Genomic DNA, 21343 nt, shown 5'->3' with positions numbered 1-21343 from the left:
AACGCTTTTGGTCGAAAGCATCAGCCAGCCTGTAAGCCGGGTTTTGTAGGGCACCGCCTGCTTGCGGCAGGCGATACGTGACGGCCATTCCTCTGGGACAATGTTTGCACATTGCCTCGAGCAACCTACCCGGACGGCGAGCCTGACATCGCCCCGCGGCGTTATCGCCATGCAGCGAACATTCCGCCTTGCCGTCCCTATTCGGTCTTGCTCCCGGTGTGGTTTGCCATGCCGGTTCCGTTGCCGGACCCGCGGTGCGCTCTTACCGCACCTTTTCACCCTTACCCTCCGAAGCCCCGTAAGGGGCGAAGGCGGGCGGTTCGTTCTCTGTGGCACTGTCCCTGGGGTCGCCCCCGCCGGATGTTATCCGGCACCGTATGTCGATGGAGCCCGGACTTTCCTCTCCAGCCACCTTTCGGCGCTTGCCGGAGCGGCCGTCCGGCCGACTGACGCCCTTGTGATGGGGGCTCCCGGCAGCCCCGTCAAGGAGATAACGGCCCACGCGGCCGCCCAAAATAAATTATCCTGAAGATGTCGTTTTGCGGTCGGGCGGTTCGACTGGATGCCGGCGATGACGCCGATCAAAGGGAGTAACGAAGATGCAGTATCTGCTGATGATCTATCAAAACGAGGCCGAGTACGGCAAAATCGACGCCGCGACGGGCAAGAAGATGCTGGAGGAATACGGTGCCTTCACGCAGAGCATCATCCAGAGCGGCAATTTCAAGGCCGGCGACCGCCTGCAGCCGACCACGACCGCGACCACCGTGCGGGTGCGCGACGGCAAGACGCTCACCACCGACGGCCCGTTCGCGGAAACCCGCGAACAGCTCGGTGGCTATTATCTGGTCGAGGCCAAGGATCTGGATGCCGCGCTGGCCATCGCCGCGCGGATTCCGGGCGCGAGGTTCGGCTCGATCGAGGTCAGGCCGATCTGGGTTTATAATTGATGGTGTCGTCATTCCGGGGCGGCGCGCGAGCGCCGAACCCGGAATCTCGAGATTCCGGGTCTGGTCCTCCGGACCATCCCGGAACGACGATGAGTGAGCAGAGGCCCCCCATGACCCCTCTCGAGATCGAAAAAATATTCCGCGACGAGGCGGGACGGGTGCTGGCCACGCTGATCCGCCTCGTCGGCGATTTCGATCTCGCCGAGGACGCGATGCAGGATGCCTTCGCCGTGGCGCTGCAGCGCTGGCCCGAGGCAGATCCGCCGTCCAATCCGCGAGCGTGGCTGGTCAATGTCGGGCGCAACAAGGCGATCGACAGGGTTCGCCGGCAAATCGCCTTTCGCGGCAAGCAAAGCGAGCTGACCCATGAGATGCTGCTTCACGCGCCGGTCCCCGACGAGGCCAATGACGCCGCGCTCGACGATGACATGCTGCGGCTGATCTTCATTTGCTGCCACCCGTCCTTCGCCGCTGAAGTTCGGGTCGCACTCACGCTGCGCACGGTATGCGGGCTGACCACCGCCCAGGTCGCGCGCGCCTTCCTGCTCGGTGAAGACGCCATGGCGCAGCGTCTGGTCCGTGCCAAGCAGAAAATCCGGCTCGCCGGCATTCCCTATGAAGTGCCCGAACGCGATGCGCTCGAACCGCGGCTGCGCGGCGTGCTCGCGGTGATCTATCTCGTCTTCACCGAAGGCTATGTCGCAACCTCCGGCGAGGATCTGATGCGGCCGGATCTGGCGCGCGAAGCGATCAGGTTATGTCGGCTGCTCGACGCGCTGATGCCGCGGCGGGGCGAAATCAGGGGATTGCTGGCCTTGATGCTGCTGCACGATGCGCGCCGCGCCGGCCGCCAGACCGCGGGCGGCGATATCGTGCTGCTGGAGGAGCAGGATCGCGCGCTGTGGGACCGTTGCCAGATCGCCGAAGGATTGCGGCTGGTGGAAGAGGCGCTGCGGATGCCGGGCCGGCCCGAGGCTTACGCGGTACAGGCCGCGATCGCCGCTCTTCACGCGCGGGCGCCGAATTACGGGGACACCGACTGGCCGCAGATCGCCGGCCTCTATGAGGTGCTGTTGCGAATCAGCCCGTCGCCGGTGATCGAGCTCAATCACGCCGCGGCGATTTCGATGGTCGACGGGCCGGCGCGCGCGCTCGACCTGATCGATACGCTGGAGGCCCGCGGCCGACTTAGAGGCTACGAATTGATGCCCGCGGTCCGCGCCGATCTGTTGCGCCGGCTCGGGCGCCGCGATGATGCGCGCGAGGCCTATCTCGCGGCCTCGGCCGCGACACAACTCGAGCCGCTGCGCCGGCTTTACGCGCGGCGATTGAAGGAGCTGGAGCGGTAGGATGGGTGGAGCGAAGCGATACCCATCATCTTGATGTTGACGGCAGCCGTCGATGGGTTTCGCTTCGCTCTACCCATCCTACAAGATCCGATTACTTCGCCGCCGCCATCGTCTCGTTCGGAAGGCTCGCGAGCAGGGCCTGCAAGGTGGTCAGCGTCGAATGATCGGTGATGCCGTCGACGCGGGCGGGGCGGAAATGGCGCTGGAAGGCGGTGACCACTTCCATGGTGGCGGCGTCGTATTTGCCGTTGATCGGGATGGCGTAGCCGTATCTCGCCAGCGCCTGCTGCAGGTCGCGGACGTCGTCGCTGATGATGCCGAGCTTGAGGGGCTCGCCGCGCACGATCGGCGCCGGCTGTACCCAGTGGCCGACCCCGGAATTGGCCAGCGAGTGCCAGGGAAATTTCTCGCCGGGGTCCTTCTTGCGCGCCGGGGCGACGTCGGAATGCCCGAGCACCCGATGCGATGGAATCTTGCGGCGGAGCATGATGCCACGGCACAGCGCGATCACGGCGGCGGTCTGGCGCAGCGGAAAGTCCGGATAGCCCCAGTCATGGCCGCGATTGACGATCTCGATGCCGATCGAGCACGAATTGATGTCTTCCTCGCCGGCCCAGGAGGCCACGCCGGCGTGCCAGGCGCGCTTGGCTTCCGGGACGCACTGCACGATGCGTCCATCCTCCAGCACGATGTAATGGGCGGAAACGTCGGTTCCCGCCGTGCACAGCCGCGCGATCGCGCCTTCCACGTCCGGCATGCCGGTGTAGTGCAGCACGATCATGTCGGGCAGGCGGCCCTTGGCGCGGTCGCCATAGTTCGCCGACGGGATCACGTCGGAGGCAATCGACGAATCCGGGGTGAATGTCTTCATGCTCGCACTGGCCGGTGGAATCGGGAGGGCGCGTTGACGCTTCGAATCATCGGATGCGAACGAACCAAGCGACATAGGACAGCTCAAACCGGGCAGGAGAACGGCAATGGTGTAGTGATCCTTTACTATTCCTTTACGATGCAGCGAGCGCAACGCACGAGCCAGCTACCGCATCGTATTTTAGCCAGGTGTGTGCGGGAAGCCTCACCATTTTGAAGCCCGGTCACGATCCCCGGAGCTAGTTAATTCTAGCAATCCCCTCAACGCTTTCTTAACGCTAACTGCCGTTACTAAGTGGTGAAGAGCCGAACCGGTTCGGTGGACGGCCGAGGCCCCATTTGACGCTCGAAATCCCATGGCAGCCCTTAACATTCCATCGGGAAATCAGGGTTTGCGATCTGGACCGCACGGCATCGGCAATCGCGCGCCTGCGCGGTTTTTCGGGGCGAAGAACCGGGCTGAGCCAATAGATTTGAGGCGCAATGGACCCGTTCGCGTCCAGTTCCCGCAATTTTACCCGGACCGCGCCCGGAGCCGGCGCATGACTCCGGCTGACTCGCGCCATATTCCCGTCCTCGGCCGCCAGGCGGTCGAGATGCTCAATCCGCACGCCGGTGGCATCTACCTCGACGCCACTTTCGGGGCCGGCGGTTACAGCCGGGCGATCCTCGACATCGCGGGAACCCGGGTCATCGGCATCGACCGCGACCGGTCGGCGATCGCGGGCGGCTTCGATCTTGTTGATAAGTCAGATGGCCGACTCACGCTGGTCGAGGACCGGTTCTCAAATCTGGCGGAGGTCTGCGCCGGGCAGGGCGTCAACGCGGTCGACGGCGCCGTGATGGATGTCGGGGTGTCCTCGATGCAACTCGACCAGGCCGAGCGCGGCTTCTCGTTTCGCCTGGGCGGGCCGCTCGACATGCGGATGGGTCATGACGGCCCGACCGCGGCGGACGTGATCGCGAAAGCCTCCGAGGCCGATCTCGCCAACATCATCTATATTTTCGGCGAAGAGCGTCATTCCCGTGCCGTGGCCCGCGCCATCGTCGCCGCGCGCAAGGAAGCGCCGGTCACGACCACCCGCGCGCTGGCGGATATCGTTTCGAGAGTGGTGCGCTCGAAACCCGGCGAGATTCATCCGGCGACGCGGACGTTCCAGGGCTTGCGGATCTTCGTCAACCAGGAACTCGACGAACTGCATCTGGCGCTGGCCGCGGCGGAGCGGGTGCTGAAGCCCGGCGGCCGGCTGGTCGTGGTGTCCTTTCACTCGCTGGAAGACCGCATCGTCAAGAATTTTCTGGTCGAACGCGGCAAGGCCGGCGGCGGATCGCGGCATCTGCCCGAACTCGCCCACGCCGCGCCGAGTTTTGTCATCCTGACCAAGCGTCCCATCGTCGCCGATGACGCGGAGATTTCGGCCAATCCGCGCGCGCGCTCGGCAAAGCTGCGCGCCGCCGAGCGCACCGATGCGCGCGCGCATGAAGCCGCTTCCCTGCCGGCATGGCCCACCCTCGACGACGTGATGAGGGGAGGCTGACCGATGCGGATCATCCATGTCCTCGTCATCGCCGCTTTGGTGTTCGCCGCCGCTTACGTCTACCGGATCAAGATGGATTCAACCGCGCGCACCGAGCGGGTGCTGCGACTCCATGCCGAAATCCGCGAGCAGCGCGACGCCATCGCGGTGCTGCGCTCGGAATGGGCCAGGCTCGACGCGCCGCTGCGGCTGCAGGGTCTCGCCGAACGTCATCTGCCGCTGAAGCCGCTCAACGCCAACCAATATGATTCCCTGAAGAACCTGCCCGAGCGGCCGCCGACCCTCGTCAGGCCCGGTGACCCCGATCCGATCGGCGCGATGATCCAGACCATCGATGCCGCCGCGGACGCTTCCTCGGTGACGGGTTTGGTGCCGGCGGCGGAGGATCGTCAATGAGCGATTCGGTGCCCGCAAAGGTCAGGCCGGCGGAACCTTGGCGGCAGCGGCTGATCCGCAGCCTGCTGTATGGGCGCAATGTCGACCGCTCGGTGAAAGCCCGCGTCCGCGTCGGCTTTGCGATCGTCGCCTTCGCGGTGATCTACGCCATCATCGGCGGACGGCTGATCATGTTCGCCACCATCGGCGACAGCCATGGCGCGCGCCGCACCGCGGCGCAGGACGCGATCGCGACCGCGCGGCCGGATATCGTCGACCGCAACGGCGAAATCCTCGCCACCGACGTCAAGGCGCCGAGCCTGTTCGCCGAGCCGCGCCGCATCATCGACAAGGACGAGGCGATCGAGCTTCTCACCGCGACCTTGCCCGATCTCGACACCGGCGAAGTGCGCGACCGGCTGTCCGGCAAGAAGGGCTTCGTCTGGCTGAAGCGCGAAATCACGCCGCAGCAGCAGCTGGAAATTCACCGGCTCGGCATTCCCGGCATCGGCTTCCTGCGCGAGAACAAGCGCGTCTATCCCACCGGCAACGAAGTCGCGCATCTGATCGGCCTGGTCAATATCGACAACCAGGGCATCGCCGGGATGGAGAAATGGCTCGACACCAACGGCCTCGCCGACCTGCACCGCGCCGGTTTTGCCACCGACCGACTACAGCGGCCGGTGGAGTTGTCGGTCGACCTGCGCGTCGAGCATGCGCTGCGCGACGAACTGCTCAAGGCCAAGGAAAAATTCCACGCCAAGGCGGCTTCCGGCCTCGTCTCCAACGTCAGGACCGGCGAGATCGTGGCGATGGTGTCGGTGCCCGACTTCGATCCCAACAGCCCGAAAGAGGCGCATGATCCCGATCGCATCAACCGCCTGACCACCGGCGTCTACGAACTGGGATCGACCTTCAAGGCCTTCACCCTGGCGATGGCGCTGGATTCCGGAAAATACGATCTCAACTCGCTGTGGGATGCGCGGGGTCCGTTGCACTACGGCAAGTTTGCGATTCACGACGACGAGCCGAAAGGCCGCTTTCTCAACATGAAAGAGGTTTTCTACTTCTCGTCCAACGTCGGCGCGGCGCGCATCGCGCTGTCGCAGGGGGTCGAGGCGCACAAGGCGTTCCTGCGCAAGATGGGGCAGACCGAGCGGCTGCGCACCGAACTGCCCGAGAGCGCCTCGCCGATTCTGCCGCGGCACTGGAGCGAACTGAACACGGTGACGATCGCATTCGGGCACGGTATCGCCGTGGCGCCGCTGCAGGCAGTAATGGGCATCGACGCGCTGGTGAACGGCGGCTATCTGATTCCGCCGACCTTCCTCAAGCGCACCGAGCAGGAAGCCATGGCCATCGCCAAGCGGGTGATCAAGCCGGAGACCTCCGAGAAGATGCGATACCTGATGCGGCTGAATGCCGAAATCGGCACCGCCAGAAAGGCCGATGTGAAGGGTTATTATATCGGCGGCAAGACCGGTACCGCCGAAAAGGTCATCAACGGCCGCTACGCCAAGAAGCGTGTGCTCACCGCCTTCACCGCGATCCTGCCGGCTGACAATCCCAAATACCAGCTGCTGGTCATGCTGGACGAGCCCCAGTCGCTGAAGGAAACCTATGGTTTCATCACTTCCGGCTGGAACGCGGTGCCGACCGGGGGCAATGTGATCGCCCGAATCGCGCCGCTTCTGGGCATCGAGCCGCGTTTCGATCTGCCGCCGTCCGACCGCCTTATTCTTGCGGCATCGAGGGCAACCCAGTAAGGCGTAGCATCGGACGCGCGCCGGACGGACTGGAAGATGATGAGACTTCGCGACCTGTTCAGCGATGACGCCACCATCGACCCGCGGGCGGACGCCGCCGAGGTCACGGGTCTTGCCGTGGATAGCCGCGCGGTCAAGCCGGGCGAGGTGTTCTTCGCGCTCGCCGGCGCCAAAACCGATGGTGTGCGCTTCATCGATGCCGCGATTGCCTCCGGCGCGGTGGCGGTGGCGGGCGAGCATCCGCCGCAAGGCGCATTGCGCGTGCCGTTCGTCGCCACGCCCAATCCGCGCCGGGCGCTGGCGCTGGCAGCGGCGAAATTTTATCCAAGGCAGCCCGGAACGATTGCGGCCGTCACCGGCACCAGCGGCAAGACTTCGGTCGCGGCCTTCACACGGCAGATCTGGCAGCGGCTCGATGATGAATCCGCCAGCATCGGCACCATCGGGCTGGTGTCGCCGAAGCGCACCATCTACGGCTCGCTGACGACGCCGGATCCGATCGCGCTGCACCGGCAGCTCGACGAGATCGCGTGCGAAGGTGTGACGCATCTCGCGCTCGAGGCCTCCTCGCATGGGCTCGATCAGTACCGGCTCGACGGCGTGCGCATTGCCGCCGGCGGCTTTACCAACCTGTCGCGCGATCACATGGATTATCATCCCGACATCGCGCATTACCTGGCCGCCAAGCTGCGGCTGTTCCGCGATCTGGTCGTGGCAAATGGTGCGGCGGTGATCTCGGCCGATCATGATTGCTCGGCAACCGTGATCGAGGCCGCGCGTGCAAAGAAATTGCGCATCCTCGCCGTCGGCCGCAACGGCGATGGCGCAGGCGAGGGCATCCGGCTGGCCGGGGCCGACGTCGACGGCTTTGCGCAGAAACTCACGCTTGAACATCGCGGCAAAAGATATTCCGTCCGGCTGCCGCTGGTCGGCCAATTCCAGATCGAGAACGCGCTGGTCTCGGCAGGCCTTGCGATCGGCACCGGCAGCGAACCCAAGGCCGTGTTCGCCGAGCTCGAACTGCTCGAAGGCGCAAGGGGCCGGCTGGAGCGGGTCGCCGAGCGCAACGGCGCGCCGATCTTCGTCGATTATGCGCACAAGCCGGATGCGCTCGCCAAGGCGCTGCAGGCGCTTAGGCCTTACGCCAGCCGCAAGCTCGTCGTGGTGTTCGGCGCCGGCGGCGACCGCGATGCCGGCAAGCGTCCGCTGATGGGCGCGATCGCGTCGGAAAATGCCGACAGCGTCATCGTCACCGACGACAATCCGCGCAGCGAAAATCCGGAAACCATTCGCGCCGCGATTCTTGGCGCCGCGAAGGGTGCCCGGGAGATCGGCGACCGCGCCGAGGCGATCAGGACGGCGATAGCCGCGCTGCAGCCGGGCGATGCGCTCTTGATCGCCGGCAAGGGCCACGAGACCGGACAGATCGTTGGCGACCGCACGCTGCCGTTCAGCGATCACGACGCGGTTGCCGCAGCGCTTGCCCCGAGGGTCGCATGAGCGCGGCCCCGCTGTGGACTTCAGCGGCGATGGCGCGGGCGATGCGCGCCGCGACCAGCGGCGCGCTGCCCGAAGCCGTCACGGGCCTTTCCATCGACAGCCGCAGCATCGCACCGGGCGAGGCTTACTTCGCCATCAAGGGCGACGTCCATGACGGACACAATTTTGTCGCGCCCGCCTTGAGGGCGGGCGCAGCAGTTGCGGTGGTCGAGGCCGCCCAGCGTCATAAATTTCCTGATGACGCGCCGCTGCTGGTGGTCGACGAGGTCCTCGCCGGTCTGCGCGATCTTGCCGTTGCCGCGCGCGCGCGCCTGACCGCGCAAGTGATCGCGGTCACCGGATCGGTCGGCAAGACCTCGACCAAGGAGGCGCTGCGCTGCGTGCTCTCGGCGCAAGGCGAGACCCACGCTTCGGCGGCATCGTTCAATAATCACTGGGGCGTGCCGCTGTCGCTGGCGCGCTGCCCGGCCAATGCGCGCTTTGCGATCTTCGAGATCGGCATGAATCACGCCGGCGAAGTCCGGCCGCTGGTTGCGATGGTGCGGCCGCAGATCGCCATCGTCACCACGGTGGAACCGGTGCATCTGGAATTCTTTTCCGGCGTCGAGGCGATAGCCGACGCGAAAGCGGAAATTTTCGAAGGCGTCGAGCCCGGCGGGGCGGTGGTGCTGAACCGCGACAATTCACAGTTCGCCCGGCTGCAGGCGCGCGCGAGGGAGCTCGGCATTTCCCGCATCGTCTCGTTCGGCACGGGCGAAAAATCCGACGCGCGGCTGCTCGACGTGGCGCTGCAGGCCGCCTGTTCGGCGGTGCATGCCAATATTCTCGGCCATGACGTCACCTACAGACTCGGCATGCCCGGCCGGCACATGGCGATGAACTCGCTGGCGGTGCTGGCGGCGAGCTCGCTCGCGGGCGCGGACCTCGCGCTCGCGGCGCTGGCGCTGTCGCAGCTTCAGCCGCCGGAGGGCCGTGGCGTGCGGCGCGTGCTCGAACTCGCGCACGGCGAGGCGACACTGATCGATGAGAGCTACAACGCCAATCCGGCCTCGATGGCGGCGGCGCTGAACGTGCTGGGCCAGGCCGTGATCGGCCCTCAGGGTCGGCGCATCGCGGTGCTCGGCGACATGCTCGAACTCGGCCCCACTGGGCCTGCGCTGCATCGTGGCCTCAATGAGGCCGTCAAGGCCAACCGGATCGATCTGGTTTATTGTTGCGGGCCATTGATGCGCAACTTGTGGGACGCGCTTTCCGCGGGTAAACGGGGCGGCTATGCCGACAGCTCGGCCGGCCTCGAAGCACAGCTGGTTGCAGCGCTTCGCGCCGGCGACGCGATCATGATCAAGGGATCGCTTGGCTCGAAAATGAAAACGATTGTGAATGCGCTCGAAAAGCGCTTTCCCGGAACGACCGCGCTCGATGAAGCCGCGGTACAGGGCGGATGAATGTTTTACTGGCTGATTGATCTTTCCAACACGGTTCCCGGCATGGGCGTGTTCCGGACGTTCCTGAACGTGTTCCGCTACATCACCTTTCGCACCGGCGGCGCGATGGTGACCGGCGCCTTGTTCGTGTTTCTGTTCGGTCCCTGGATCATCGATCACTTACGGCTGCGCCAGGGCAAGGGCCAGCCGATCCGCACCGACGGCCCGCAATCGCATCTGCTCACCAAGAAGGGCACGCCGACCATGGGCGGGCTGATGATCCTGTCCGGACTGGTGGTCTCGACCTTGTTGTGGGCTAATCCGCTCAACCCCTACGTCTGGATTGTGCTCGCGGTGACGCTCGGCTTCGGCTTCGTCGGCTTCTACGACGATTACCTGAAAGTGACCCAGCAGTCCCACGGCGGATTTTCCGGAAAATTCCGGCTCGCGATCGAAGCGGTGATCGCTCTGGCGGCGTGCTACGCGCTGGTTCGGCTGGGACGGGAGCAACTCTCCAGCGCGCTCGTGATCCCGTTCTTCAAGGAAGTGGTGCTCAATCTCGGCTGGTTCTTCGTGATGTTCGGCGCGTTCATCATCGTCGGCGCCGGCAACGCGGTCAATCTCACCGACGGTCTCGACGGTCTCGCCATCGTGCCGGTCATGATCGCGGCGGCGAGTTTCGGCCTGATCGCTTATCTCGCCGGCAACGCGGTGTTCTCCGACTATCTGCAGATCAACTACGTCGCCGGCACCGGCGAACTCGCGGTGCTGTGCGGTGCGGTGCTCGGCGCGGGACTCGGCTTCCTGTGGTTCAACGCGCCGCCGGCGTCGATCTTCATGGGCGACACCGGCTCGCTGGCGCTCGGCGGCATGATCGGTTCGATCGCGGTCGCGGTCAAACACGAGATCGTGCTGGCGGTGATCGGCGGATTGTTCGTGCTGGAAGCGGTCTCGGTGATCGTGCAGGTCGTTTCCTTCAAGCTCACCGGCAAGCGCGTGTTCCGGATGGCGCCGCTGCATCATCATTTCGAGCAGAAGGGCTGGACCGAACCGCAGATCGTGATCCGGTTCTGGATCATCTCGGTGATGCTGGCGCTCGCCGGCCTCTCCACGCTGAAACTGCGGTGATCGCCTTGCATCGGTCTCTCTTCAGTCATTCCGGGGCGTGCCAACGGGTCGGCGCTCTGCGCCGCCCGATGACAGGCTCCGCACGAACCACGATGTGCAATTGCACATCGGGGAATCTCGAGATTCCGGATAACCGCTACGCGGTTTCCGGAATGACCGATGTCAAGTCATGATCCCCGTTACCTCCTTCGCGGGCAAGACGGTTGCGGTGTTCGGCCTCGGCGGCTCGGGGCTCGCGAGCTGCCACGCCCTGAAAGCAGGCGGCGCGCAGGTCATCGCCGGCGACGACAATGTTGGCAACCTCGCCCAAGCAGCCCAGGCCGGCTTCGTCACGGCGGATTTGCGCAACGTGTCATGGGCGAATTTCGCGGCGCTGGTGCTGACACCCGGCGCGCCGCTCACCCATCCGGCGCCGCACTGGACCGTGCTGGCGGCCCGAGAGGCCGGCGTCGAGGTGATCGGCGACATCGAACTGTTCTGCAGGGAACGACGGCGTCATGCCCCGGATGCGCCGTTCGTCGCCATCACCGGCACCAATGGCAAATCGACCACCACGGCGCTGATCGCGCATCTGATGCGCTTTGCCGGCTACGATGCCCAGATGGGCGGCAATATCGGCACCGCGATCCTGTCGCTGGAACCACCGCGCATGGGGCGCGTCCACGTCATCGAGATGTCGTCCTACCAGATCGACCTGGCACCTTCGCTCGACCCTGGCGTCGGCATCCTGCTCAATATCAGCGAGGACCACATCGATCGCCACGGCACGCTGGAGCATTACGCCGCGGTGAAGGAGCGCCTGATCGCGGGCGTGCAGACACAGGGCACCGCGATCGTCGGCGTCGACGACGGCTTCAGTCGCAGTATCGCCGATCGCATCGAGCAGGCCGGTCGGCGCGTGGTCCGGATTTCGGTGAAGAATCCGCTGCCCGACGGCCTCTATGTCGAGCACGAGATCATCTGGCGCGCCTCCGGCGGCGCCCGCAGCGAGATTGCGCGGATCGGCGGCATCGGCTCGCTTCGCGGTCTGCACAACGCGCAGAATGCGGCGTGTGCGGCGGCCTGCGCGCTTGCGCTCGGCGTCAACCCCGAAATCCTGCAGAACGGCCTGCGCAGCTTTCCCGGTCTCGCCCACCGCATGGAACAGGTCGGCCGCCGCGGCCACGTGCTGTTCGTCAACGATTCCAAGGGCACCAATGCGGACGCGGCGGCGCATGCGCTGTCGTCCTTCGCCGATATTTTCTGGATCGCGGGCGGCAAACCAAAACTCGGCGGCATCACCAGCCTGACCGAATATTTTCCGCGCATCCGCAAGGCCTATCTGATCGGGGAGGCGTCGCAGGAATTTTCGGGCACGCTGGGGGACAGCGTGCCGCATGAGATCAGCGAAACCCTCGATGTCGCAGTCGCCAATGCCGCGCGCGACGCCGAAGCCTCCGGCTTGCCCGATCCGGTGGTGCTGCTGTCGCCGGCCTGCGCCTCGTTCGACCAGTACCGCAATTTCGAAATCCGCGGCGCCGCCTTCCGCGACCTCGTCACCGCGCTGCCGGGCGTGCAGCCGGTGGTGTGAGCTGAGCCGTCGTCACCCGCGCAGGCGGGTGACCCAGTATTCCACTGCTGCTGCGGTTCAATCGCCCGGGCCGCGGCGTACTGGATACTCGCTTTCGCGGGTATGACGATTTTTTTTGGTTCGGTGCCGCATGATCCTCGAAACATAACGAATTCGTTAACCTTTCGGAAACCACCATCAGCGACCAATGGGCAAACCCGTCTGCCTTTGGGAAAACCCATGATCTCCCGTGAAGAACGCAATCCCCTGAGCGAGTGGTGGTGGACGGTGGACCGCCTGCAGCTTGGGGCGATCATCGTGCTGATTCTGGGCGGCATAATTTTGTCGCTGGCGGCGAGTCCGCCGGTAGCGACGCGGATCGGGCTCGATCCCTTCCATTTCTTCAACCGCCACATCCTGTTCCTGCTGCCGTCCTTTATCGTGATGATCGGGGTGTCGTTCCTGTCGCCGCGGCAGATCCGCCGCACCGCGCTGATCGTGTTCGCGGTCTCGATCGTGCTGATCGTGGCGACGCTGCTGATCGGGCCGGAGGTCAAGGGTTCGCGGCGCTGGATCACGCTGATCGGCGTCAATATCCAGGCATCCGAATCCGCCAAGCCGGCCTTCGTGGTGCTGGCGGCGTGGCTGTTTGCGGAATCGACACGGAAGCCGGAAATGCCGGCGACCTCGATGGCGATAGTGCTGCTCTTGATGCTGGTGTCGCTATTGGTGATGGAACCCGATTTCGGCCAGACCATGCTGATCCTGATGGTGTGGGGCGCGCTGTTCTTCATCGCGGGCATGCGGATGATCTGGGTGCTGGGGCTCGGGGGTGCCGCGAGCGCCGGGCTGTTCGCGGCCTATCTTCTGGTCCCCCACGTGGCGGGCCGCATCAAGCGCTTCATGAATCCGGCGTCGGGCGACACCTTCCAGGTCGATACCGCGATGGAAGCCTTCTACAATGGCGGCTGGTTCGGGCTCGGCCCCGGCGAAGGCATCGCCAAGCGCAACCTGCCGGACAGCCACACCGATTTCGTGTTCGCGGTGGCGGCGGAGGAGTTCGGCATCATCCTTTGCCTGGCGCTGCTGGCGCTGTTCGCCTTCATCGTGATCCGCGCGCTGTCGCGCGCCTATGCAACCGAGGACATGTTCGCCCGCTTCGCGGCCTCAGGCCTTGCGATCCTGTTCGGCGTCCAGGCAGCGATCAACATGTCGGTCAATCTGCAGCTGATCCCCGCCAAAGGCATGACGCTGCCGTTCATCTCCTATGGCGGCTCGTCGATGGTTTCGCTGGCCTACGGCATCGGCATGATGCTGGCGCTGACCCGGCAGCGGCCGCGCACCGAGATGGAATCGATCAGCGACGCCAACGCGGTCCAAAGTTACGCCTAGGACCCAGGTTCTGATTGAATCAGAACCTAGGTCCGATCTTCTTATTCTGACGCGTTTCTTGACGCGAACCGGTATCCACTTCGCTTGAAAACGCTCTGATGACTCGCGTCGCGGCGTCGGCTAATTGAAGTCATGACCACTTCCCCCCTTATCCTGCTGGCTGCGGGCGGCACCGGCGGCCATCTGTTTCCGGCCGAGGCGCTCGGCGTCGAGCTGATCCGGCGCGGCCTGCGTGTGCGGCTCGCTACTGACTCCCGCGCGCTGCGCTACAGCGGATTGTTCTCCAAGGACACCATCGACGTGGTGCCGAGCGAGACCGTGCGCAGCCGCACGCCGTGGTCGCTGGCCCGCACCGGACTGATGCTCGCCGCCGGCACTGCCGTCTCGCTCAATCTGATGCGGCGGCTGAAGCCATCAGCCGTGGTCGGCTTCGGCGGTTATCCGACGCTGCCGCCGCTGCTGGCGGCAGAGCTGTTCGGCGTGCCCGGCATCATTCACGACGCCAATGCCGTGCTCGGCCGCGCCAACCGTTTTCTCTCTCGCCATGTCAGCGCGATCGCGACCTCGCTGCCCGGCGTGCTCGACCGCGATCCGCAGCTTTCGGGCAAGACGACGACCGTTGGCACGCCGATGCGTCCCGCCATCCTGGCGGCAGCCGCGGTGAAATATGCCGCGCCCGAACCGACCGGGCCGTTGCGGTTGCTGGTGGTCGGCGGCAGCCAGGGCGCGCGCGTGATGGCCGATATCGTGCCCGGCGCGATCGAGCGGCTGGAGCCTGCGCTGTGGAACCGGCTGGTCCTGACCCAACAGGTGCGCGAAGAAGACATGGCGCGGGTCGGCGCGGTCTATGACCGGCTCAAGATCAACGCCGAACTGGCGCCGTTTTTCACCGATCTTCCGGCGCGGCTGGCATCGAACCATCTCATCGTCTCGCGGTCGGGCGCCGGCACGGTAGCCGAACTCGCCGCAATCGGGCGGCCGTCGATCCTGGTTCCGCTGCCCGGCTCGATCGACCAGGACCAATTCGCCAATGCCGGCGTGCTGGCGCAGGTGGGCGGCGCGGTTCGGATCCCGCAGGCCGATTTCACTCCCGACCGGCTGGCGGCCGAAATCTCCGCACTCGCCGCCGAGCCGGCCCGGCTCGCCGCGTTGGCCGCCAGCGCCCGCACCGTCGGCCGGCTGGATGCGGCCCAGCGGATGGCCGATCTGGTGATGAAAGTGGCCGGAATCTAGGCCAAACGACCCGAATTCGGATAATTTTGCGTCATGGCCGGGCTTGTCCCGGCCATCCGCGTCTTGCATGAAGTGATGGAGATTCGTGGATGCCCGGGACGCCAGGCGCAAAGACGCGCTTTAACGCTTACGCCGGGCATAACGAGAACAAACGGATGCAACCATGAGACTGCCGCGCGAGATCGGACCCATCCACTTCGTCGGGATCGGCGGCATCGGTATGAGCGGCATCGCCGAGGTCTTGTGCAATCTCGGCTACACCGTGCAGGGCTCCGACGCCTCCGAGAGCGCCAATGTCGTCCGGCTGCGCGACAAGGGCGTCAAGATCAATGTCGGCCACAAGGCCGAGAACGTTGCCGGGGCCGATGTGCTCGTGGTGTCGACCGCGATCAAGCGCGACAATCCCGAACTGATGGCGGCGCGCGCCCAGCGCATTCCCGTGGTGCGCCGCGCCGAAATGCTGGCCGAGCTGATGCGGCTGAAAAGCTGCGTCGCGATCGCCGGCACCCACGGCAAGACCACCACGACCTCGATGGTCGCAGCGCTGCTCGACGCCGGCGATCTCGATCCGACCGTGATCAATGGCGGCATCATCAACGCCTACGGGACCAATGCCCGGCTGGGCGCCGGCGACTGGATGGTGGTCGAAGCCGACGAGAGCGACGGCACATTCTTAAAACTGCCGGCCGATGTCGCCATCGTCACCAATGTCGATCCCGAGCATCTCGACCATTTCGAGACCTTCGAGGCCGTGCAGGAGGCGTTCCGCAATTTCGTCGAGAACGTGCCATTCTACGGTTTCGCCGTGATGTGCATCGACCATCCGGTGGTGCAGACGCTGGTCGGCAAGATCGAGGATCGCCGCATCATCACCTATGGCGAAAATCCGCAGGCCGATGCGCGGCTGGTCGATCTCACCCCAATGGGCGGCGGATCGAAATTCAAGGTCGCGTTCCGCGACCGCAAGACCGATGCGGCGCATGAGATCGCCGACCTGCAGCTGCCGATGCCGGGCCGGCACAACGCGCTCAACGCCACCGCCGCGATCGCGGTGGCCCGTGAACTGGGGCTGGCCGACGACACCATCCGCAAGGCGATCGCCGGCTTCGGCGGCGTCAAGCGGCGCTTCACCCGGACAGGCGAGTGGAACGGCGTCACCGTCATCGACGATTACGGCCATCACCCCGTCGAGATCGCGGCGGTCTTGAGGGCGGCGCGGGAATCCACCAACGGCAAGATCATCGCCGTGGTGCAGCCGCATCGCTTCACGCGCCTGCAATCGCTGTTCGAGGAATTTTGTACCTGCTTCAACGACGCCGACACCGTCGTCGTCGCCGAGGTCTATCCGGCCGGCGAAGCCCCGATCCCCGGCATCGACCGCGATCATTTCGTGCTGGGCCTGCGCGCGCACGGCCACCGCGAAGTCATTCCGCTGCAGAACTCGGCCGACCTCGCCGGCGTGGTTCATGGCATCGCCAGCCGCGGCGATCTCGTCGTCTGCCTCGGCGCCGGCAACATCACGCAATGGGCCTACGCGCTGCCGGGCGAATTGAAGGCGCTGGGATGAGGGTTGAAATTCATTTGGGGTCGTCATGGCTGAGACAAGCCCGGCTATGACGAATTGAGAGTTTGCATGAACTTTGCCGACATCACGCCCGATCTCAAAGCCGCGATGCCGCAACTGCGCGGACGGCTGCTGGCGAACCAGTCGCTCGCCGAGCTGACCTGGTTCCGGGTCGGCGGTCCGGCCCAGGTGCTGTTCACACCATCGGATGCAGATGACCTCGCCTATTTCCTCGAGCGTCTGCCGGGCGAATGGCCGGTCTATGTGGTCGGCGTCGGCTCCAATGTGATCGTGCGCGACGGCGGCCTTCCCGGCGTGGTGATCAGACTGAGCCCGCGCGGCTTCGGCGAGACCAGCGCCCAAGGCGACATCGTCAGCGCCGGCGCCGCCGCACTCGACAAGCGCGTGGCCGAAACGGCGGCGGCGGCCAATATCAGCGGGCTGGAATTCTTCTTCGGCATCCCCGGCACCATCGGTGGCGCGCTGCGCATGAACGCCGGCGCCAACGGCGCCGAGACCAAGGATGTTCTGATCGAGGCGTCAGGCATCAGCCGCGACGGCAAGGAGCAGAGCTTCACCAATGCGGAGATGAAATTCGTCTACCGCAACAGCGGCGTCGATCCCTCGATCATCTTCACCGCCGCGCGTTTTCGCGGGACGACGGCCGTGCTGGACAAGATCCGCGCGCGGATGAACGAGGTGCAGATCCACCGCGAGACCGCGCAGCCGATCCGCGAAAAGACCGGCGGTTCGACCTTCCAGAATCCGCCCGGCCAGAGCGCCTGGAAGCTGATCGATGCCGCGGGCTGCCGGGGTTTGCGCGTCGGCGGCGCGCAGGTGTCGGAAATGCACTGCAATTTCCTGATCAATATTGGTAACGCGACCGGGCATGATATTGAAACGCTGGGCGAAACTGTGCGCTCGCGGGTTAAAGAGAATTCTGGAATCGAGTTACACTGGGAAATCAAGCGGATCGGGATCGAGTCAAACTGATGCGGATCACCATTCTTTTCGGCGGCACCAACAAGGAGCGGCTGGTCTCGGTGGCCTCGGCCCAGGCGCTGCATGCGGCGTTGCCCGAGGCCGATCTGTGGTTCTGGGATGTCGACGACACCGTGCATGAAGCTTCCTCGGAGGCGCTGCTGAAGCATTCGCGGCCGTTCGAGCATCCGTTCAGATCCGGCACGCCCAGCCTCGGCAAGATCGAACAGGCGCTCGACAGAGCAAGGGGCGAGGACCGCGTGCTGGTGCTTGGGCTGCACGGCGGCACGGCGGAGAATGGCGAGCTGCAGGCGATGTGCGAGCTGCGCGGGATTCCCTTCACCGGCTCCGGCTCGGCCTCATCGCATCTCGCCTTCGACAAGGTCGCCGCCAAGCGCTTTGCCGCGATCGCCGGAATCATGGCGCCCGCCGGGGTTGCGCTGGAAGATTTGGACACGGCATTTGCCGAGTACGGTAGGCTGATCGCAAAGCCGGTGCGCGACGGCTCCAGCTACGGGCTGATCTTCGTCAACGCAAAGCAGGATCTCGTCGCTGTGCGCCGCGCCGCCAAGACCGAAGAATATGTCATCGAACCGTTCATCGCAGGGCAGGAGGCGACCTGCGGCGTTCTGGAACGACTCGATGGCTCGCTGATCGCGCTTCCCCCGGTGGAGATCATCCCCGCCGAGGGCGCGTTCGACTACGAGGCCAAATATATCGCCAAGGCGACGCAGGAAATCTGTCCCGCCCGGTTCGCCGCCGACGTCAACGCGCGAATCATGGATCTTGCCCTGCGCGCGCACAAAGCGCTGTCGTGCGGAGGCTATTCCCGCACCGATTTTGTCGTTTCGGACAAGGGGCCGATCTATCTCGAAACCAACACTTTGCCGGGTCTCACCAAGGCCTCGCTTTATCCGAAGGCGCTCAAGGCGCAGGGAATAGAATTCGCGGACTTCCTGCACCACCAGATCGCATTAGCTAACAAACGCATGCATAAGTAGTATTTTGACCCTATCCGGGCAAAACCGGGGTCACCGGCCTCGTCGATTGGTAAAACTTTACGAATTACCGGCAAACTACTCAGAAGGCGGATCAAATCGCGCCGTGCCTCCCCCTGATTTACACTTTGTTTACCAGGAAGTCCGAAGGTTAACGCTGGCGGCGCATGTGGCGCTTGGCTGCCGGGGCGTGAGCTGTTGCGGATTTCCGCATCGAGGGAACAGGTGGCATCTGCCGTCTGGCCCAAACCCGGAAGCCCGGCATGACCGAGACGTCACTTGTGCCAGAACTCGCAAGCGTTTGCGGGCCTAACTTTGACGAGCTCGTGCAATGGATGGTGCAGGACGCCTCGCTCGATCGCGGAGATCGCCGAGGCCCCAAACTGATCTGAAGGCCGCCGCCATCGGCGCGGTCATATTGTTGCGCGAGTATCTCGGCCGCCATCGCGCCGCTGCCAAGCCCGTCGCCAAGCCCGCCACCAAGCCAATGATCGAGCGCGAGCCGCCGCACCGGCTGATCGCGACTGTCGAGCAGTACCTGCCGAACCGCGCCGGCGTGGCCGCCACCGTACTGCTGCTGCTGGCCAGCGCCGCCTTCGGCATCGTCAAGGGCGGCCATGTCGAGGAGCTGAGCTCGGCGCTGAGCGACACCCGCAACGCGCTCGCCAATTCGGCCGGATTTCGCATCACCACGGTAGCCATCAACGGCCGCAAGCAATTGTCCCAGGACGAGGTGCTCGCGACCGGCGGCGTCAACGGCCGCTCCTCGCTGTTGTTCCTTGATGCCGCCGCCGTGCGCGACAAGCTGAAGGCCAATCCCTGGATCGCCGACGCCACCGTGCTGAAGCTTTATCCCGGCCAGCTCCAGATCGACATTGTCGAGCGCTCGGCCTTCGCGCTCTGGCAGCAGGACGGAAGGCTTTCGGTGATCGCCGATGACGGCGCGGTGCTGGAACCCTATCTGTCGCGCCACTTCCTCTCGCTGCCGCTGGTGGTCGGCAAGGGCGCCGAGACCCACGCCAAGGAATTCCTGGCGCTGCTGGCGCGTTATCCGCAGGTGCGCTCGGTGACCAAGGCTGCGATTTTCGTCGGCGAGCGGCGCTGGAACCTGCGGCTCAAGGACGGTCTCGATATCAGGCTGCCGGAAAACGACGTCGGCAACGCGCTGACGAGCCTGAGCAGGCTCGACAAGGACGAGCGGCTGTTCTCGCGCGATATCGTCGCCGTCGACATGCGGCTGCCGGACCGCCTGACGGTGCAACTGTCCGATGACGCGGCCAAAGCCCGTGAGGATCTGTTCAAGAAGCAGCAGCCGAAAAAGAAAGCCGGTGACGCATGACCGGCCTTGATCGCAGCCAGACGCCGAAGACGCGCCCGATGCCGCAGAAGCGCACCGCGCTGGTGGCATGCCTCGATATCGGCACCAGCAAGATCGCCTGCATGATCGCGCGGCTCAAGCCCTGCCCGCCGAGCGAGGCGCTGCGCGGACGGACCCATGCCGTCGAGCTGATCGGATACAGCCAGATCCAGTCGCGCGGCATGAAGGCTGGCGCGGTGGTCGATCTCGCCGAATGCGAACAATCGGTGCGCCAGGCGGTGGCACTGGCCGAACGCATGGCCAAGGTTCGCGTCGAGTCGGTTCTGCTGTCGGTCTCGGGCGGCAGGCTGCAGGGCCAGCTGGTCGAGGCCGCGGCCGACATCAAGGGCGGCGCGGTGACCGACGCCGACGTCTCCCGCATTACCTCCGCCGGCATGCGCCACGCCACCGGACCGGGCCGCACCGTGCTGCACGCGCTGCCGGTCGGCTATGCGCTGGACGGCGTCAAGGGCGTCCGCGACCCCCGCGGCATGGTGGCCCGGCAGTTCGGCGTCGACATGAACGTGGTGACCTCGGACGCCACCGTCGCCAAGAACCTGATGCTGGTGGTCGAGCGCTGCCATCTCAATGTCGAGGCCATGGCGGCGAGTCCTTATGTCGCAGGCCTGTCGGTCCTGACCGACGACGAGGCCGATCTGGGCGCCGCCGTGGTCGAGATGGGGGCCGGAACCACCACGATCGCGACCTATTCCGGCGGGCGCTTCGTGCATGCCTCCGGATTTGCGGTCGGCGGGCAACACATAACGATGGATCTTGCTCGCGGTTTAAGCGCATGCATTGCGGATGCCGAGCGAATCAAGACGTTATATGGCACCGTGCTGACCGGCGGGTCGGACACGCGCGAGTTGATGTCGGTGCCGACCGCCGGCGACAGCGAGCAGGATGTTCCGCAGATCGTGTCGCGCGCCACGATCGCGAACATCGTTCGGCACCGCGCCGAGGAGATATTTGAAATGGTCAGGGACCGCCTGGCGGATTCCCCCTTCGCCGCAGAGCCAAAGGCGCGAGTAGTCTTGAGCGGCGGCGCCTCGCAGCTCACCGGCTTTCCCGAACTCGCAACCCGGATTCTCGGCCGGCCGGTCCGGATCGGCCGCCCGCTCGGCTTTGGCCGCCTGCCCAGCGAGGCCAAGAGCGCGTCGTTCGCGGTCCCCTCGGGCCTGCTCGTCTATCCGCAATACGCTCATCTCGAACATGTCGAACCGCGGCATACGCGGCAGCTCAGGACAGGGACTGACGGCTATTTCGGAAAGGTCGGACGATGGCTTCGCGAGGGCTTCTGATGAATCTGTTCCGCATCCTTCGACTTTCACCAACCCCCGCGGCCGCCGGCCGGGGCGAATCAACGCGC

At 65.1% G+C, this 21343-nt stretch carries 17 protein-coding genes, 1 other RNA gene and 1 pseudogene; 17 read left to right on the top strand and 2 right to left on the bottom strand.

Annotation, left to right across the window (positions count from 1 at the left end):
- Positions 1 to 16 precede the first annotated feature (16 nt).
- Positions 17 to 450, bottom strand: an RNA gene (rnpB, locus tag B5525_RS00890) — RNase P RNA component class A.
- A gap of 149 nt (positions 451 to 599) precedes the next feature.
- Between rnpB and B5525_RS00885 the strand changes: the two genes are divergently transcribed.
- Both B5525_RS00885 and B5525_RS00880 read left to right on the top strand, forming a co-directional pair.
- Positions 600 to 950, top strand: coding sequence for a YciI family protein (locus B5525_RS00885; protein WP_079564066.1), 351 nt, complete (start codon positions 600 to 602; stop codon positions 948 to 950).
- A 110-nt stretch (positions 951 to 1060) separates the two neighbouring features.
- On the top strand, positions 1061 to 2299 hold the full coding sequence (locus B5525_RS00880) for an RNA polymerase sigma factor (protein WP_079564064.1): 1239 nt from the start codon (positions 1061 to 1063) through the stop codon (positions 2297 to 2299).
- Between the two features lie 91 nt (positions 2300 to 2390).
- Here the strand turns inward: B5525_RS00880 and B5525_RS00875 are convergent, their stop codons facing one another.
- The gene (locus B5525_RS00875) at positions 2391 to 3170 is read right to left on the bottom strand and encodes an N-acetylmuramoyl-L-alanine amidase (protein WP_079572752.1); all 780 of its coding nucleotides are present in this window, start codon (positions 3168 to 3170) and stop codon (positions 2391 to 2393) included.
- A 541-nt stretch (positions 3171 to 3711) separates the two neighbouring features.
- Between B5525_RS00875 and rsmH the strand changes: the two genes are divergently transcribed.
- The 15 genes and pseudogenes from rsmH to ftsA all read left to right on the top strand — a co-directional run bounded on the left by rsmH (position 3712) and on the right by ftsA (position 21275).
- Positions 3712 to 4707: a 16S rRNA (cytosine(1402)-N(4))-methyltransferase RsmH gene (rsmH, locus tag B5525_RS00870; RefSeq protein ID WP_172899795.1), complete on the top strand. Its 996-nt coding sequence runs from the start codon at positions 3712 to 3714 to the stop codon at positions 4705 to 4707.
- 3 nt (positions 4708 to 4710) lie between these two features.
- The gene (gene ftsL / locus B5525_RS00865; protein WP_079564061.1) at positions 4711 to 5103 is read left to right on the top strand and encodes a cell division protein FtsL; all 393 of its coding nucleotides are present in this window, start codon (positions 4711 to 4713) and stop codon (positions 5101 to 5103) included.
- A complete protein-coding gene (locus B5525_RS00860; protein WP_079564060.1) occupies positions 5100 to 6848 on the top strand; it encodes a peptidoglycan D,D-transpeptidase FtsI family protein in 1749 nt (582 codons plus the stop codon). The genes ftsL and B5525_RS00860 overlap by 4 nt, the downstream gene beginning before the upstream one ends.
- Positions 6849 to 6887: 39 nt before the next feature.
- Positions 6888 to 8348, top strand: coding sequence for a UDP-N-acetylmuramoyl-L-alanyl-D-glutamate--2,6-diaminopimelate ligase (locus tag B5525_RS00855; protein ID WP_079572750.1), 1461 nt, complete (start codon positions 6888 to 6890; stop codon positions 8346 to 8348).
- Positions 8345 to 9793 carry a UDP-N-acetylmuramoylalanyl-D-glutamyl-2,6-diaminopimelate--D-alanyl-D-alanine ligase gene (locus B5525_RS00850; RefSeq protein WP_079564058.1) on the top strand — a complete coding sequence of 483 codons (1449 nt, stop codon included), beginning with the start codon at positions 8345 to 8347 and terminating at the stop codon, positions 9791 to 9793. The genes B5525_RS00855 and B5525_RS00850 overlap by 4 nt, the downstream gene beginning before the upstream one ends.
- Positions 9794 to 10900 (top strand): phospho-N-acetylmuramoyl-pentapeptide-transferase, encoded by a 1107-nt coding sequence (gene mraY, locus B5525_RS00845; RefSeq protein WP_079564057.1) that lies wholly within the window; start codon positions 9794 to 9796, stop codon positions 10898 to 10900.
- 169 nt (positions 10901 to 11069) lie between these two features.
- Positions 11070 to 12470, top strand: a complete 1401-nt coding sequence (gene murD, locus B5525_RS00840; RefSeq protein WP_079564055.1) for a UDP-N-acetylmuramoyl-L-alanine--D-glutamate ligase — start codon at positions 11070 to 11072, stop codon at positions 12468 to 12470.
- Positions 12471 to 12689: 219 nt separating this feature from the next.
- The gene (gene ftsW, locus B5525_RS00835) at positions 12690 to 13841 is read left to right on the top strand and encodes a putative lipid II flippase FtsW (RefSeq protein ID WP_079564053.1); all 1152 of its coding nucleotides are present in this window, start codon (positions 12690 to 12692) and stop codon (positions 13839 to 13841) included.
- 132 nt (positions 13842 to 13973) lie between these two features.
- On the top strand, positions 13974 to 15074 hold the full coding sequence (murG, locus tag B5525_RS00830) for an undecaprenyldiphospho-muramoylpentapeptide beta-N-acetylglucosaminyltransferase (RefSeq protein ID WP_079564052.1): 1101 nt from the start codon (positions 13974 to 13976) through the stop codon (positions 15072 to 15074).
- Positions 15075 to 15237: 163 nt separating this feature from the next.
- A complete protein-coding gene (murC, locus tag B5525_RS00825; protein ID WP_079564050.1) occupies positions 15238 to 16641 on the top strand; it encodes a UDP-N-acetylmuramate--L-alanine ligase in 1404 nt (467 codons plus the stop codon).
- Between the two features lie 66 nt (positions 16642 to 16707).
- Positions 16708 to 17631, top strand: a complete 924-nt coding sequence (gene murB / locus B5525_RS00820) for a UDP-N-acetylmuramate dehydrogenase (RefSeq protein WP_079564049.1) — start codon at positions 16708 to 16710, stop codon at positions 17629 to 17631.
- Positions 17631 to 18620 (top strand): D-alanine--D-alanine ligase family protein, encoded by a 990-nt coding sequence (locus B5525_RS00815; RefSeq protein WP_079564047.1) that lies wholly within the window; start codon positions 17631 to 17633, stop codon positions 18618 to 18620. Before murB ends, B5525_RS00815 begins: the two co-directional genes overlap by 1 nt.
- 46 nt (positions 18621 to 18666) lie before the next feature.
- A pseudogene (locus B5525_RS46005) lies at positions 18667 to 19009 on the top strand (D-alanine--D-alanine ligase); the annotation flags it as partial.
- The gene (locus B5525_RS00805; protein ID WP_079564045.1) at positions 18949 to 19956 is read left to right on the top strand and encodes a cell division protein FtsQ/DivIB; all 1008 of its coding nucleotides are present in this window, start codon (positions 18949 to 18951) and stop codon (positions 19954 to 19956) included. The pseudogene B5525_RS46005 and the gene B5525_RS00805, both read left to right, overlap by 61 nt.
- Entirely contained in the window at positions 19953 to 21275 is a 1323-nt protein-coding gene (gene ftsA / locus B5525_RS00800; RefSeq protein WP_079564043.1) for a cell division protein FtsA, read from the top strand. Before B5525_RS00805 ends, ftsA begins: the two co-directional genes overlap by 4 nt.
- Positions 21276 to 21343: the final 68 nt, after the last annotated feature.

This window comes from Bradyrhizobium erythrophlei, assembly GCF_900129505.1.
Taxonomy (GTDB): Bacteria; Pseudomonadota; Alphaproteobacteria; order Rhizobiales; family Xanthobacteraceae; genus Bradyrhizobium; species Bradyrhizobium erythrophlei_D.
The sequence above is the reverse complement of the archived record's forward strand: the minus strand, read 5'-3'. Positions and strand labels throughout refer to the sequence as shown.

Coding starts and splice junctions, on each gene's coding strand:
- B5525_RS00860 (WP_079564060.1), top strand. CDS start 5,100: ATGAGCGATTCGGTGCCCGCAAAGGTCAGGCCGGCGGAACCTTGGCGG.
- B5525_RS00805 (WP_079564045.1), top strand. CDS start 18,949: ATGGATGGTGCAGGACGCCTCGCTCGATCGCGGAGATCGCCGAGGCCC.
- B5525_RS00885 (WP_079564066.1), top strand. CDS start 600: ATGCAGTATCTGCTGATGATCTATCAAAACGAGGCCGAGTACGGCAAA.
- murB (WP_079564049.1), top strand. CDS start 16,708: ATGAACTTTGCCGACATCACGCCCGATCTCAAAGCCGCGATGCCGCAA.
- murG (WP_079564052.1), top strand. CDS start 13,974: ATGACCACTTCCCCCCTTATCCTGCTGGCTGCGGGCGGCACCGGCGGC.
- murD (WP_079564055.1), top strand. CDS start 11,070: ATGATCCCCGTTACCTCCTTCGCGGGCAAGACGGTTGCGGTGTTCGGC.
- B5525_RS00815 (WP_079564047.1), top strand. CDS start 17,631: ATGCGGATCACCATTCTTTTCGGCGGCACCAACAAGGAGCGGCTGGTC.
- rsmH (WP_172899795.1), top strand. CDS start 3,712: ATGACTCCGGCTGACTCGCGCCATATTCCCGTCCTCGGCCGCCAGGCG.
- B5525_RS00880 (WP_079564064.1), top strand. CDS start 1,061: ATGACCCCTCTCGAGATCGAAAAAATATTCCGCGACGAGGCGGGACGG.
- B5525_RS00855 (WP_079572750.1), top strand. CDS start 6,888: ATGAGACTTCGCGACCTGTTCAGCGATGACGCCACCATCGACCCGCGG.
- ftsA (WP_079564043.1), top strand. CDS start 19,953: ATGACCGGCCTTGATCGCAGCCAGACGCCGAAGACGCGCCCGATGCCG.
- B5525_RS00875 (WP_079572752.1), bottom strand. CDS start 3,170: ATGAAGACATTCACCCCGGATTCGTCGATTGCCTCCGACGTGATCCCG.
- murC (WP_079564050.1), top strand. CDS start 15,238: ATGAGACTGCCGCGCGAGATCGGACCCATCCACTTCGTCGGGATCGGC.
- B5525_RS00850 (WP_079564058.1), top strand. CDS start 8,345: ATGAGCGCGGCCCCGCTGTGGACTTCAGCGGCGATGGCGCGGGCGATG.
- ftsW (WP_079564053.1), top strand. CDS start 12,690: ATGATCTCCCGTGAAGAACGCAATCCCCTGAGCGAGTGGTGGTGGACG.
- ftsL (WP_079564061.1), top strand. CDS start 4,711: ATGCGGATCATCCATGTCCTCGTCATCGCCGCTTTGGTGTTCGCCGCC.
- mraY (WP_079564057.1), top strand. CDS start 9,794: ATGTTTTACTGGCTGATTGATCTTTCCAACACGGTTCCCGGCATGGGC.